Raw genomic sequence first — 12,984 nt, 5'->3', positions numbered from 1 at the left:
CCGTACAGGTCGGCGACCTTGCGCTCCATCTCGGCGACGTTCTTGCCGATCTTCAACGCGAACGGACCACCACGCAAGACCTCGAGGCAGGCCTCGATCTCGCGCTCGTCGTGGACACTGCGGGCGTAGACAACCCTGGTCATGGAATCTCCTCGTCGGTCGAAGTGTCTGCGGTGGTTGACGGTCGAGTGGGTTCAGCGAATGGTCGATCCGGCGTCGACCGGCAGCGAGATGCCGGTGACGTACCGCGCGTCGTCGGATGCGAGGTACATGAGCGCCTTCGTCACGTCGGACGCGTCGATGCGTTCGACGGGCAGCGAATTGACGAAGATGGGGGCGAGGTCGGGACGCTCGGCCAGCAGTTCGGGAAGTACCTGCGAGTGCCCCTGTGGCGTGTCGACCCCGGTGGGGTTGATCATGTTCACCCGTATGTTCCGGTCGGCCAATTCGAGCGCCAGCGACCTGCACAGGCCGGTGAGGGCGTGCTTCGACGCCGTGTACGGCGCGTAGAACGGCAGCCCGACCGTGCTCGCCGTCGACCCGGTGACGACGATGTTCCCTCCGCCGGTGGCTTCCAGGTGCGCGATGGTGGCGGCGCAGGTGTTCCACACGCCGGTGAGGTTGACGTCGAGCGTCGTTCTCCAGATTTCGTCGGTCACGTCCTCGTGCCGTTGCACCGTGCAAATGGAGGCGTTCGCCACGACGACGTCGAGTCGGCCGAGCTCGTCGACGCCTTTCGCGACGGCCCGCTCGAGGGCGGTTCGGTCCCGCACGTCGACCTCTGCAGCGTGCACGCGCCGGCCTGCCGCTTCGATCAGGCGAGCAGTCTCGGCAAGTCCTTCGGAGGTTCCCATCGGGTAGGGGACGAGATCGATCTGTCGGCAGATGTCGAGCGCGATGACGTCGGCCCCCTCGGATGCCATCGCCACGGCGTGACTGCGTCCCTGGCTCTGCGCCGCCCCGGTCACCAGCGCAACTTTGCCGTGCATTCTCATAAAGGCCCTCCGGACGTGAATTCTTTTTGTTCCATTGAGTGGTCACCGATGTTCTGTATTGGTTCGCGGCTGTGCTATTTCGCCGGCGGTCCTGTGCGTCATCGAGCGTCGTCGAGCCGGGAGGCCAACCGTGCGGCGGTCTCAGCGTCGAGTAGTTCGATGGTCAGCCCCAGTGCGTCGCGGTGATAGGCGGTGCCGACCGGGCACCGACCGTCACCGAGCCCGCCCATCCACAGTGGTGCCCCGCGACGTGCGAGGGCCGCCGACGCCGCGGCCAGGTCGTCGACCACGAATCCGAGGTGATGTACCCCCGAATGGGGCTGCCATACGGAAGTTTCAGGGATTTCGCGGAGCAACTCCACGTGTGGGGGGCCGTCGATGCTGAGTCCGAGGCGCTGGACCGTCGAGTGCGCGATGCCGTCGATCCGGCAGTGGTAGTGCGACTCCGGCAGCAGACGTATCGGGAGGCCATAGAGGTCTTCGAAGTGTTGCACCGCGGCTTCGGAGTCCGGCACGACGATGCCGACGTGATGCAGCTTTCCGAGTCCGAAATCGACGTCGGGTACGGCGAACGGTCCCACCGGAATCCTCCTTGTAGTTGCGTCACAAGTGCGAGTGCGGGTTCGGATCTCGAGATGAATGATCGTTCAAAGCTGCGTTCGGACTCAAGGATCTGTTCCATGCAGTGAACACTTGACCGACCAAAAGTGCGTGTTAGCATTCGCTGAATGAAGGTTCAATATTCGATATCGGTCGGGATCCGCGGGTGTGAATCGAATCTTCTCGATGCTGTGGTCGCCCCACTCGCGAACCCGGGCCGTCCGTTCGCCGCGTCTCTCGTTCCCCGCGTCGCATCACAGTGAGGCAAACCGCCATGCGCTCAGCTCCACCACCGTCCACGCTGCTCGATCGGGTAGCCGCGGTGCTGGGCGCGTTCGATACGGGCCGTGGCCAGATGACGCTGGCCGAGCTGGCCGCGCACACCGGAATCCCGCGGACGTCGTCCTACCGAATTCTCGAGCGCTTGGTGGCGATGAAGTGGCTGCAGCGTCACGGCAGTGCCTACGAGCTCGGTCCCCGGCTGATGGAGCTCGGATCGCTTGCCCTGCAGCGCAACAGTCTGAGCGTGGCCGCGACGCCGATCGTCCACTGGCTTCACCGCACCACGGGGCACGTCGTCTTCCTGGGAGTTCTCGACGGCCCGGACGTCCTGTACCTGGAAAGGGTGGGAGGGAGCCTGGCGCAGCAGCTTCCCAGCCGGCCGGGTAGCCGTCAGCCTGCCCACCGGTCGGCGATCGGGAGGAGTCTCCTCGCGTCCGGCGCTCAGGGCCTCGCCTTCGAGTCCAGCGGGGAGGGTGGGGGCATCAACATCATCGCGGCACCGATCGACACCCGTGGCGAACTGCGGGCCGGCATCTCGATCTGCGGGCGGCCCTCTCGTGTCCAGTTCAGTCAGGCGCACGGCGCGCCGGTGCGTCAGGCTGCCGGCGCGATCTTCCGGGCACTCGAGCAGGCCCGGAGGGCCCGTGCGCCTTTTCGGTAGTGGGGACTACCAGAAAGGCGCACGGGCGCGAAGCGCCTAGTGCGTCGCCAGCGCCACGCGCCGGCGCTCGTCGGCCGTCTCGGGACGGCCCTCGCCCGGGAGGTCGACGCGGACGTGGTGAAGACGCCCGGTGAACGCGAAGCGGCCCACGATGTCCTCGCACACCGGGCTGCCGCGGTTGACGCCGATATCCAGCTGTTCGTTCATGCTGAAGATCGCGCGAGTCGTCTGCTCGACGCGGCCGCTGCCCACCTCGACGTCGTCGACGAACAGTCGCGCCACTCCGCCCAGACCGATTCCGCCTCCGTCGTAATCGAATTCGAGGCGCACCTCGCGGGTGTCCGCGGTCAGCTCCACGTCCGGTCGCACGAACGTCGTGCCGCCGCCGCTGAAGTTGTAGCAGAACACCGGCTTCGACGCCGCGACGTACAACGCCAGGCCGCCGAAGCTGCCCCCGACGCTTGCCAGCACACCCTCGCACGGCTCGCCGCCGGTCTCGAGGGACGCGGTGAGGACGTACGACCGGTTGAAGAACGGCGGTGCCGCCTTCTCCGGCAGGCCGTTCATGTGCGGGTACAGCGTGATGCTCGTTCGTCCGCGCAGCGGATGCGGCGGCCGGTCCGCGGGTGCGACGTTGCGGGTCACGGTGCGGTCGTCGAGCGGCAGCACTTGGTACCGGGCCGCCTCGACGAGGAACTTCTGCTGGAGCTCCGCGAGCTTCTCGGGGAACTCGTCGGCGAGGTCGCGAGCCTGCGACCAGTCGACGCTGGTGTCGTACAGCTCCCACCGATCCTCGTCGAACGTCGGCAGTTGCAGCCCGTACGTCGCCATCAGCCAGGGGGCGCGGTGCAGCGTCACCGCCGTCCAGCCGTTGTCGTAGATGCCGCGGTTGCCGTAGATCTCGAAGTACTGCGTGGTGTGCCGGTCCGCCGCGTTCGCGTCGGTGAAGGTGTAGTTCATCGCGACACCTTCCATCGGCTTCTGCGGCACCCCGTCGACCGAATCGGGAGCGGGCACACCGACAGCCTCGAGAATGGTCGGCGTGATGTCCACGCAATGGTGCCACTGGTGGCGGAGTCCGGTCTCGCTGATTCCCTTGGGCCAGTGCGCGATCAGGCCGTTGCGGGTGCCACCGTAGTGCGACGCCGCCTGCTTGGCCCACTGGTACGGAGTGTCGAGGGCCAGCGCCCACGACGCCGGGTAGTGCGGGTAGCTGGTGGGGGTACCCAGCTCGTCGAAGCGTTCGAGCACCTCGGCGGTGGTCTGCTTGTAGCCGTTGAGTCCGGCGAGGTAGTTGAACGAGCCTTCCATGCCGCCCTCGGCGGAGGCGCCGTTGTCACCGAGCATGTAGAGCACCAGCGTGTTGTCGAGCGCGCCCGACTCCTGCAGCCGGTCGACGAGACGTCCGACCTGATCGTCGGTGTGCTCGAGGAATGCCGCGTACAGCTCCATCAGGCGGGCGGAGACCTTCTTCTGGCCCTCGTCCAGGTCGTCCCAGTGCGGCAGATCGCCCGACCACGGCGCCAGTTCGGTCTCCGGCGGCACCACACCGAGCTGCTTCTGCCGCTCGAGCGTGATCTCTCGCTGCCGGTCCCAGCCGTGGTCGAACTCTCCGCGGTACTTGTCGAGATAGCTGTCCGGAACTTGCAGCGGCGCATGGCAGGCACCGAACGGCAGGTAGCAGAACCACGGCTTGTCGGGGTCCATGGTGCCGACGGACTCGATCCACTCGATCGCCTGGTCCACCAGGTCCTCCGACATGTGGTAGCCCTCCTCGGGCGTGCACGGCGGATCGACGACGGTGAAGTCCCGGTACAGCACCGGCGCGAACTGGTCCGACTCGGCGCCGAGGAACCCGTAGAAGCGGTCGAATCCCTCGCGGGTGGGCCACCGGTCGAACGGGCCGGCCTCGCTGATCTCCCATGTCGGTGTCTGGTGCATCTTGCCGAACGCGCCCGTCGCGTACCCGTTGCCCTGCAGGATGCGGGCAACCGTGGCGGCCGAGTCGGGTCGGGTGCCGTTGTAACCGGGCGCCGCCGTGGCTTGTTCGGCGATCACGCCGAAGCCGACGCTGTGGTGGTTACGTCCGGTGAGGGTCGCGGCCCGCGTCGGCGAGCACAGCGCGGTGGTGTGGAACCGGGTGTACTTGACGCCGTCGGCGGCCAGTCGTTCCGCGGTGGGGGTACGGCACGGCCCGCCGAACGCGGACGGGGCACCGAATCCGACGTCGTCGAGCATCACCAGCAGGACGTTCGGTGCGCCGGACGGCGGACGGACGGGCTGGGGGCGGCTGAACGGCTCCGTCTGGTTGCGGTAGTCGACCGCCGTGGAGATCTGTGGATCGGTGCGGACGATGGGGATCGAATGACGGTTCATGGAGCACCTCTCTGGGGGTGTGGAACGAGTGCGGAACGTCGTATTCATTGCGGCGGAGCCCATTTCGAGGCACGAACCCTGCGAGGCTTCGAGGGGGCGGGCTCGACGTCGCCGGATCTGCGGGGGAGCGTACCCGCTGCGCCTTGACCCTTAAAGCGCCGACTTACTACGCTCTCGGCGTGTCGAATCCCGGAAGCGCGAAGAGCGCGATGATCGAGGTCGCCGAGCGGATGTTCGCGGAACGTGGCATCGACGGCGTGTCGATGCGTGACGTTGCCGCCGCGGCCGGTCAGAAGAACAATTCGGCCGTCCAGTACCACTTCGGCGGGCGCGACGGTCTCGTGCTCGAGGTCTTCCGGCGCCGGATGCGCGAGATCAATCGCAGTCGCGCGGCCTTCCTGTCCAAGCTGGACGAGGAGGGCCGCGGACAGGACATCCGAGGTCTCGTCGAAGCTGTCGTCGTGCCGCTCGCCGACTACCTCCGCACGTCGGGAACCGACTCGTACTACGCGCAGTTCATCGCCCGGGTGTCGCCTTCGGTGGACATCGCGAACGCGGAGCTGTCCGACGTCACCGAGGTCAGTCGCGAGGTCTCCACGCGGCTGATGCGGGCGCTCGACCACCTCCCACGACGGGTCGCGGTGATTCGGGTGGACCTGATGCTGAACATGGCGGTCTCGGCCCTCGCGGTCTTCGAGCAGCGCCGAAACGGCGGCAACACCCTGGTGGACGTCGGCTTCGACGAGACCGTGCGTCATCTGATCGACATGTCGGTGGGGGCGCTCGAGGCACCGGACTCGGCCTCGGCGTGACCGCCCGCGGGGAGCGGTGACTGCAGGCCGCCGGTGGCAGGCCGACGTCCGTGCTTCATCACGAGAGCGACCACGACGCCGAGGAGTCCGACGGCGGCCGCGTAGAGGAAGCCGCGGGAGAGCGCCGCGTCCGCGTACAGGACGGCGTGGGTCTTCGGGTCGACCGCCTGCACGTGGTGCGACATCACCACACCGGTGACCGTCACGGCGATCGCGGAGCACAGCTGCATCGTCACCCCAGCGATGGCGGTTCCCACGCCGCTGGTCTCGGGCGGTAGTGCGTCCTGCACCAGATTGGCGTTCGACGAGTGCAGGAAGCCGACTGCGAAGCCTGCGATCGCGCTGAGCAGCGCCACCTGCCACGGCAACGTCAACAGCTTGCTGCCCAGGAACATGGTGATCAGGAAGAAGATCCCGGAGCCGAGCAGAACCTGGCGGGCGCCGATCCTCTTGGCGAGGAACCCGCCGAACGGCCCGGCGAACATGGCGGTGATACCGAGCGGGCAGGTCCACAGTGCGTACTGGGTGGCGGAAAGTCCGGCGCCGTAGGAGATTCCCGGGAGTCCGGCAGGTGTCTGCAGCAGCGTCGGCATCAACATCGAATGTGCATTCATCATGTACGCGAGCCCGGTGACGGCCAGCACGGTGGGACCGAACCTGCGGCCGAACAGGATTCCCAGGTCGATCAGCGGGTGCGGAGCGATCCGCTGCCACGCGACGAAGGCGACCAGCATGACGACGCCCACCAGCAGTAGCCCGCGGGTACTGGTGGCCGACCAACCCCACGAACTGCCCTTCGTGATGCCGAGGAGCAGGACGGCGACGCCTGGTCCGAGCAGGGCGGTGCCGAGGTAGTCCACAGGACGGTCGGTGCGGACGGGGCTCTCCGGAACCACCGACCAGTACAGCGGAATCAGTGCGGCGAGATAGACGGCCATGAACCAGAAGATTCCGTGGAAGCCGAATCCGTCGATCAGCCAGCCCGCGATGAACGGGCCCGCGACCGCGGACATTCCGATACCGGTCGCGACCATGCCCAGTGCGACGGGAACGAAATCGCGCGGCATGATGTCGCGTACGAGGCTGTACGAGAGCGCGACGATTCCGACCAGGACGCCCTGCATGGCTCGGCCGGCGAGCAGCACGGGGAACGTGGTCGCCGTCGCGCACACGACGCTGCCGAGCACGAATACCGCGGCGAGGCCGAGGATCACGCGCTTCTTACCGAGCCGGTCGGACGCCTTGCCGATGAGTGGCATGAGCGTGGCGCCGGTGAGAGTGACGATCGAGACCACCCACGCGATGTTCAGCGTCTGGAACGCCGGTGCCATGTGCGGCATCGCCGGGTACACCATGAGGATCTCGAAGGTTGCGATCTCGGAGAAGAAGATGATCACGGCGAGCACGGCGAAGATGCGAGCGCGTGGAATCTTGCCGTGAACAGGAGTGAGGGCTAGCGCCATCGTGGTCCTTCGTTTCGTATGTCGAGCGGCGACGGCCGCGCAGGGCAGCACTGAGGCGCAGATCGGCTCGTCGTCGTGAGGAAGTCGTGAGGGATGTGCCTGGTGGTGGCATTCGCGACGGAGTCGGGGTGGTGGCGAAGTCGCCCCGGGGAAGGGACCTTAGTCCCACCCGGACGGCGTCCTGTGACGCGGGTCCCACTCAGTGGGTGGCGGGGCAGGCTGCCTCGGTCCCGCCGCTGACTCCTTCAATGCTCCTTCCGGACAGCATGTTTCGATACTTTAAGTCAGTGTCTTGACGATTTAAGTCGCTGACTGATACTTTGCCGGGGACGTACTCGTCGGCTCAGCCGAACGGAGGCGTCGGCGGTGGTGTGTTCGGAGCGGGATCCCTCGAAAGCCAGGAGACTTGCATGGCAACGCTGACCAGTAGTCGAACCGTCGAGATCGGCGGCCATTCGATCGAGTTCGGACCGCGCGGGATGCGCAGGTGCGCCGACGGTTTCGCGTCGGAGCCCTACACGCAGTTCGAGGTGCGGCCGGTGACGCCGTTCATCGGTGCGGAGATCCACGGCGTGGATCTGCGGGATCCGAGTCCGGAGGCGATCGAGGAATTGCGCCGGGCCCTGCTGGAATGGAAAGTCGTCTTCTTTCGTGATCAGCAGATCACCGGGACCCAGCACCGCGACTTCGCGCGTCACTGGGGTGAACTGGAGGTGCATCCGCTGCTTCCCCAGGGTGAGGTTCCCGAGGTGGTCCACTTCGAACGAGGCGAGGACAGTCCCGGAACGGAGAACATCTGGCACGTCGACGTGACGTGGCAGAAGCGGCCGCCTCTCGGGTCCGTCCTGCGGGCGCTGGAGGTGCCGCCGGCCGGTGGCGACACGCTGTGGGCCGACATGGGGAACGCCTACGACTGCCTGTCCGACGAGGTGAAGGAGAAGATCGAGGGACGCGTCGCGGTCCACGACTTCGTTCCCTCGTTCGGTCGGTCGATGAGTCCCGAGAAGCTTGCGGCGATGCAGGAACAGTTCCCGCCGGTGGAACACCCGATCGTCCGGATCCATCCCGAGACGGGCCGCCGGACGTTGTTCGTCAACAGCCTGTTCACCACACACATCCCGGACATGGACCCGATCGAGGGCGAGGCGCTGCTGCGCCACCTCTTCGACCAGGCCAAGGTGCCCGACTTCCAGTGCCGGTTCCGGTGGCAGCCCAACTCGATCGCGTTCTGGGACAACCGTGCCACGCAGCACTACGCGGCCAGCGACTACTTCCCGCACCGCCGCGTGATGGAACGTGTCGCCATTCTCGGCGACGTGCCGGCCTGAGGGGGCGCCGTGCAGGCTCCAGACGAGCGCCGGCGGCGCAACGAAGATCTCGACGCGGCGTGGCAGGGGTTGTGCGACAACCTTTCCCGAGCTTCGAAGGTGATCGAGGGCGACCCGCGGTCGGACGACCCCGCGATGCGGGCGGCGGGCTACCGGTACCTGCTCAACCTGCTCAACGCCGGCCTCGAGCAGGTGGTTTTCAGCGCCGATCCGGACTACCCCGAGCTAGGACACCTGCAGGACAACACCAAGCGGTACGCGACGGAGTCCCCGGACTGCCTGTTCGGCCACGCGGTGCTCGACCCGGCAGGGACGTACCGGCTCACCGGAACCGGTGGGCGAGCCCGCTACATCGGACTCACGCTGTACGACACCGTGACCCTGTACGAGAAGGCGCAGTCGGACGGCGACCGGCCGAAGGACTTCCGGGCCGCGTTCCAGGCCGCTACCGGGTCGACACTCGGTGCGATCTCCAACCCTGGCGGAATAGCGTTGCGCGACAACGGTGATTTCGAGGTGATCATCAGTGCCGAACCGCACGACGGCAACTGGTTGCCGATGCCGCCGGCGACGAGGGACATCATCACCCGCCAGTACTTCTACGACTGGAACGCCGAGGATCCGTACCACCTGTCGATCGAGCGGATCGACGTCCACGGGTCCGGCCCGGTCACCGAACCGGTCACCGTGACCGCCCAGGTGGAATCCGTCGGACGTTTCGTCGACGGCTTCGCCGAATACTGGGCGGCGATGTACAGCCTGCGCGACGGCGACCGCAACGTGCTGCGCACCCAGCCGGCGGTGAGCTCGTCGTACGCCGGTGACGGTGGGCACATCGCATACGGCGGTGGCACTTTCGAGATCGCACCGGACGAGGCTCTGATTCTCGAGGTGACGCCGCCGGAATGCCACTTCTGGAACATCCACCTCGGTGACTACTGGGGACAGTCGCTCGACTACACCTACCGGCAGACGTCGCTCAACGGACACCAGGCGGTGCTCGACCCCGACGGTGTGTTCCGGGCCGTGGTGGCGCACCGTGACCCCGGCGTCGCGAACTGGCTGGACACCGCGGGCAACGAGTTCACCCGGTGCGTGTACCGATGGTGGCTCGCCACCGGCACCGATCTGCCGACGCCGACGGTGCGTAAGGTGAGGTTCGACGAGGTCCTCGCCGAACTGCCCGCGACCACGGAACGGGTCGACGCGGCCCGGCGCCGTGCAACGCTGGCGCGCAGGCGCGCGGCCGTGTTGAAGCGTTACGGTCGGTGACACGATCGCCGGGGCACGAGGAGGAGCAATCACGATGACGACGCGCGGGTGGAGGCCCAGGGCTTTCCGGGAAGGGGAGGATCCGGACCCGCGCTTCACGCTCGCGAACGAACGCACCTATCTCGCCTGGGTGCGCACCGGGCTCGGCCTGATCGCCGCCGCGGTCGGCCTCGAAGCGTTCGGAACGGACGTCGTGGGCCCCACCGTGCACACCGTCCTGGTGGTCGGCCTGCTCGTCGGCGCGGTGTTGCTGGTGGTCTTCGCGTTTCTCCGATGGATGGGGGTGGAGGCGGCGATGCGCACCGGTCGCAGCCTTCCGGTTCCGGCGATCGCGGCCGTCCTGGCCGGGATGATCGCCGGCGCCGGCGTCACACTGCTCATCGTGGTGCTTCGGTGAGCACGGCGGCCGCGGGACAGCGGGATCCCGGCCTGCAACCCGAGCGCACGACGCTCGCATGGGTGCGCACGGCCGCGAGCCTCGCCGCGGTCGCCTTCCTCTGTCTGCGCTACGTGCCCGGATCCTCGGTGGTGATCCAGGTCCTCGGTACGTGGGCGATCATGTCGGCATCCGTCGTCGTGGTGACGGCCCGCCGCCGGTACGAACGGGTGAGCGAGCGCTTCGACGCAGGTCGTGCCGTCTATCCGTTCGCTCTGCTGCTCGGACTGGCCGTCACCGTCGTCGCCCTCGCGGCGGTGTCGGCGGCCGTCATCCTCGTCGACGGGCGGTGACGATCGCGTCGCATTTCGCGATCGCGGCGTCGAATGTGCTTCGGTGGGGAGCGTGCAGGAGCCTCCCGCTGGGCGGGACTTGTGGCCGTAGTCACATCCCGGGCGGGTAGTGATAGTTGCGGACCCCGTGTGTCGTCGCGGTCCCCGATCTCGAGGAGAGCAGCAGTATGGAGGAGTTCGAAGGCAAGGTCGCGCTGATCACCGGCGGAGCCCGGGGACAGGGACGGTCGCATGCCGTGGCATTCGCCGAACGCGGCGCCGACGTCGTCATCTGTGACCGGTGCGAGGACAGCGACTCGGTGTTCTACCCGCTGGGCACCGAGGAGGACATGGCCGAGACCGTGCGCCTCGTCGAGGCGACCGGCCGCAAGTGCATCGCCGTCAAGGCAGACACCGCCGACCGCGCCGCGATGGACGATCTCGTCGCGCGCGCCGAGTCCGAGTTCGGCCGCGTCGACATCGCGGTCGCGAACGCCGGTGTCTCGGTTGCCGCCCCGGTGCAGTCGATGACATCGGCGCAGTGGAACGAGGCCATCGGTTCCAATCTGACCGGTGTCTTCAACACGATCGGCGCGGTCTCGCCCGGCATGATCGAGCGGGGCTACGGACGCATCGTCACGATCTCCTCGATGCTCGGTCGCGCCGGCAACACCAACATGGTCGCGTACGCCGCATCGAAGTGGGGCGTCATCGGCATGACGAAGAGCGCCGCGCTCGATCTCGCCCAGAACGGCATCACCGTCAACGCCATCGCGCCCGGCAACATCTCGACCGGCATGATCCACAACAAGGCGCTCTACTCGATGATGCGACCGGATCTCGAAGAACCGACGATGGACGACGTCGCCCCGGTCTTCCAGTCCCTGCACGCGCAGCCCGTGCCGTGGCTCGACCCGTTCGAGATCACCCGTGCAGTGCTCTTCTTCGCCGCCGAAGCCAGCGCCCACATCAGCGGCACCGTGCTTCCCATCGATGCCGGTAATGCCGCCCGTGTGACCGGGTGACAGTCGATCCCCCGCCCGCTCCGCGCACCGCGCGGAGCGGGCTCGTCATCGGGGTACTGAGCCTCAGCGGGATCCTGGTGGCGCTCCTCCAGACGCTCGTCGTTCCCGTCCTACCGGCGTTCGCGGTCGACCTCGGCGTCCCGCCGACCAGCGCCTCCTGGCTGGTCACCGTCACGCTGTTGACGGGCGCTGTCGGCACACCCCTGATCGGCAAGCTCGCCGACATGTTCGGCAAGCGCGCGATGATGCTGGTGTGCCTCGGGCTGATGATCGCCGGATCGGTGGTCGCGGCCGTCGGTTCGGGCTTCGTGACGGCGGTCGTCGGTCGCGGGCTGCAGGGCTTCGCCATGGCGCTCATGCCGGTCGGCATCAGCATGATGCGGGACGTCCTTCCGCCCGAACGGCTCGGCAGTGGTGTCGCCTTGATGAGCGCGACGATCGGCATCGGCAGTGTGCTCGGGATGCCGCTCGCCGGCGTCCTGCACGAACATCTCGGCTGGCAGTCCCTGTTCTGGGTGCCCGCGGCGTTCGCGGTCGTGATGGCGGTGCTGCTGCCGTTCGTGGTCCCGGAGTCGAACACCCGCGCCGCGGGCCGTTTCGATTACGCGGGTGCGGCGCTGTTGACGTCCGCCCTGAGCGCAGTGCTGCTCGCGATCTCGAAGGGCGGCACCTGGGGGTGGGGGAGTCTGCCCACCGTGGGGCTCGCGACTGCCGGTGTGATCGGGCTGGCGGTGTGGATCCCGTTGGAGTCGAGGGTGTCCCATCCGCTCGTCGATCTCCGGACATCGATCCGACGGCCGGTCCTCGTCTCCAACCTGTGTGCGCTCCTTCTGGGGTTCGCCATGTTCCTCAGCTCCTACGCGTCCACGCAGGAACTGCAGGTGCCGAGGTCGGAGGGGCACGGCCTCGGGCTCAGCGCCGCGGCAGCAGGTCTCGTCATGCTCCCGGGCGGCGTCGTGATGATCTTCCTCGCCCCGGTGTCGGCCGCGATGATTCGCGCGTGGGGCGCCGGCGTCACCCTGGCCGTGGGGGCGGGCGCGATCAGTCTGGGTTTCGTCGAACGCGGCGTGTTCGGCAGCAGTGTCCTCACGGTGGGAATCAGCGCGTTCGTCGTCTCGGTGGGCGTCGCGTTTGCGCTCGCCGCGATGCCGGTCCTGATCACGATGGCGGTGCCACTGGACCAGACGGCGTCGGCGAACAGCGTCAACAGTCTGGTTCGCGCGGTCGGAACCTCGGGTGCGAGTGCTGTCGGTGCGGCTGTCCTCGCGGCTTCAGCGGTGATGGTCGGCGCCACCGCGGTGCCCTCGCCGATCGGGCTGGATCGGCTGTTCTGGCTCGGCGCGGCGGTCTCGGCGGTCGCGTTGATCGTCGTCGTCTGTGTTCCGCTGCGGCTCCGGACCGGCACCGCGCGGGTGGACGCGGACGCCCCGGGGCCCGACCCGGCCCGCGTCAGCTGACCGCT

The 12,984-nt window shown here is 67.6% G+C and carries 12 protein-coding genes; 8 read left to right on the top strand and 4 right to left on the bottom strand.

Translation table 11 applies throughout. The annotated features are described in order from the left end of the window. Positions 1–194: 194 nt before the first annotated feature. Together A6I89_RS09260 and A6I89_RS09255 are read right to left on the bottom strand one after the other, a co-directional pair. Positions 195–989, bottom strand: a complete 795-nt coding sequence (locus A6I89_RS09260) for a mycofactocin-coupled SDR family oxidoreductase (protein WP_013414832.1) — start codon at positions 987–989, stop codon at positions 195–197. A 104-nt stretch (positions 990–1,093) separates the two neighbouring features. Beyond that, on the bottom strand, positions 1,094–1,576 hold the full coding sequence (locus A6I89_RS09255; RefSeq protein WP_013414833.1) for a VOC family protein: 483 nt from the start codon (positions 1,574–1,576) through the stop codon (positions 1,094–1,096). Positions 1,577–1,869: 293 nt separating this feature from the next. On the opposite strand from A6I89_RS09255, the gene A6I89_RS09250 reads away from it, so the two are divergent. Then, positions 1,870–2,538 carry an IclR family transcriptional regulator gene (locus A6I89_RS09250; protein ID WP_013414834.1) on the top strand — a complete coding sequence of 223 codons (669 nt, stop codon included), beginning with the start codon at positions 1,870–1,872 and terminating at the stop codon, positions 2,536–2,538. Between the two features lie 36 nt (positions 2,539–2,574). Here A6I89_RS09250 and A6I89_RS09245 read toward each other — a convergent pair whose 3' ends face one another. Then, positions 2,575–4,914 (bottom strand): arylsulfatase, encoded by a 2,340-nt coding sequence (locus A6I89_RS09245; protein WP_022594031.1) that lies wholly within the window; start codon positions 4,912–4,914, stop codon positions 2,575–2,577. A 179-nt stretch (positions 4,915–5,093) separates the two neighbouring features. Between A6I89_RS09245 and A6I89_RS09240 the strand changes: the two genes are divergently transcribed. Continuing rightward, positions 5,094–5,726 carry a TetR/AcrR family transcriptional regulator gene (locus A6I89_RS09240; RefSeq protein WP_232244887.1) on the top strand — a complete coding sequence of 211 codons (633 nt, stop codon included), beginning with the start codon at positions 5,094–5,096 and terminating at the stop codon, positions 5,724–5,726. On the opposite strand, the gene A6I89_RS09235 is transcribed toward A6I89_RS09240, so the two are convergent. Continuing rightward, the gene (locus A6I89_RS09235) at positions 5,669–7,189 is read right to left on the bottom strand and encodes an MFS transporter (protein ID WP_022594033.1); all 1,521 of its coding nucleotides are present in this window, start codon (positions 7,187–7,189) and stop codon (positions 5,669–5,671) included. The genes A6I89_RS09240 and A6I89_RS09235 overlap by 58 nt on opposite strands. 410 nt (positions 7,190–7,599) lie before the next feature. On the opposite strand from A6I89_RS09235, the gene A6I89_RS09230 reads away from it, so the two are divergent. From A6I89_RS09230 to A6I89_RS09205, 6 genes are all read left to right on the top strand, one after another. Continuing rightward, complete coding sequence (locus tag A6I89_RS09230) at positions 7,600–8,517, top strand: TauD/TfdA dioxygenase family protein (RefSeq protein ID WP_022594034.1); 918 nt, start codon at positions 7,600–7,602, stop codon at positions 8,515–8,517. 9 nt (positions 8,518–8,526) lie between these two features. Next, the gene (locus A6I89_RS09225; protein WP_022594035.1) at positions 8,527–9,789 is read left to right on the top strand and encodes a DUF1214 domain-containing protein; all 1,263 of its coding nucleotides are present in this window, start codon (positions 8,527–8,529) and stop codon (positions 9,787–9,789) included. 34 nt (positions 9,790–9,823) lie between these two features. Continuing rightward, positions 9,824–10,186 carry a YidH family protein gene (locus A6I89_RS09220; RefSeq protein WP_005515619.1) on the top strand — a complete coding sequence of 121 codons (363 nt, stop codon included), beginning with the start codon at positions 9,824–9,826 and terminating at the stop codon, positions 10,184–10,186. Continuing rightward, positions 10,183–10,518 (top strand): DUF202 domain-containing protein, encoded by a 336-nt coding sequence (locus tag A6I89_RS09215; protein ID WP_022594036.1) that lies wholly within the window; start codon positions 10,183–10,185, stop codon positions 10,516–10,518. The genes A6I89_RS09220 and A6I89_RS09215 overlap by 4 nt, the downstream gene beginning before the upstream one ends. A 167-nt stretch (positions 10,519–10,685) precedes the next feature. Further along, on the top strand, positions 10,686–11,522 hold the full coding sequence (locus tag A6I89_RS09210) for a mycofactocin-coupled SDR family oxidoreductase (RefSeq protein WP_013414839.1): 837 nt from the start codon (positions 10,686–10,688) through the stop codon (positions 11,520–11,522). Further along, on the top strand, positions 11,519–12,979 hold the full coding sequence (locus A6I89_RS09205) for an MFS transporter (protein WP_013414840.1): 1,461 nt from the start codon (positions 11,519–11,521) through the stop codon (positions 12,977–12,979). The genes A6I89_RS09210 and A6I89_RS09205 overlap by 4 nt, the downstream gene beginning before the upstream one ends. Positions 12,980–12,984 lie beyond the last annotated feature (5 nt).

It is taken from the genome of Prescottella equi, assembly GCF_002094305.1.
GTDB lineage: Bacteria > Actinomycetota > Actinomycetes > Mycobacteriales > Mycobacteriaceae > Prescottella > Prescottella equi.
Note: the sequence above shows the minus strand (reverse complement) of the source record. Positions and strands in the feature narration are given on the sequence as shown.

Coding starts and splice junctions, on each gene's coding strand:
- A6I89_RS09245 (WP_022594031.1), bottom strand. CDS start 4,914: ATGAACCGTCATTCGATCCCCATCGTCCGCACCGATCCACAGATCTCC.
- A6I89_RS09235 (WP_022594033.1), bottom strand. CDS start 7,189: ATGGCGCTAGCCCTCACTCCTGTTCACGGCAAGATTCCACGCGCTCGC.
- A6I89_RS09210 (WP_013414839.1), top strand. CDS start 10,686: ATGGAGGAGTTCGAAGGCAAGGTCGCGCTGATCACCGGCGGAGCCCGG.
- A6I89_RS09230 (WP_022594034.1), top strand. CDS start 7,600: ATGGCAACGCTGACCAGTAGTCGAACCGTCGAGATCGGCGGCCATTCG.
- A6I89_RS09220 (WP_005515619.1), top strand. CDS start 9,824: ATGACGACGCGCGGGTGGAGGCCCAGGGCTTTCCGGGAAGGGGAGGAT.
- A6I89_RS09250 (WP_013414834.1), top strand. CDS start 1,870: ATGCGCTCAGCTCCACCACCGTCCACGCTGCTCGATCGGGTAGCCGCG.
- A6I89_RS09260 (WP_013414832.1), bottom strand. CDS start 989: ATGCACGGCAAAGTTGCGCTGGTGACCGGGGCGGCGCAGAGCCAGGGA.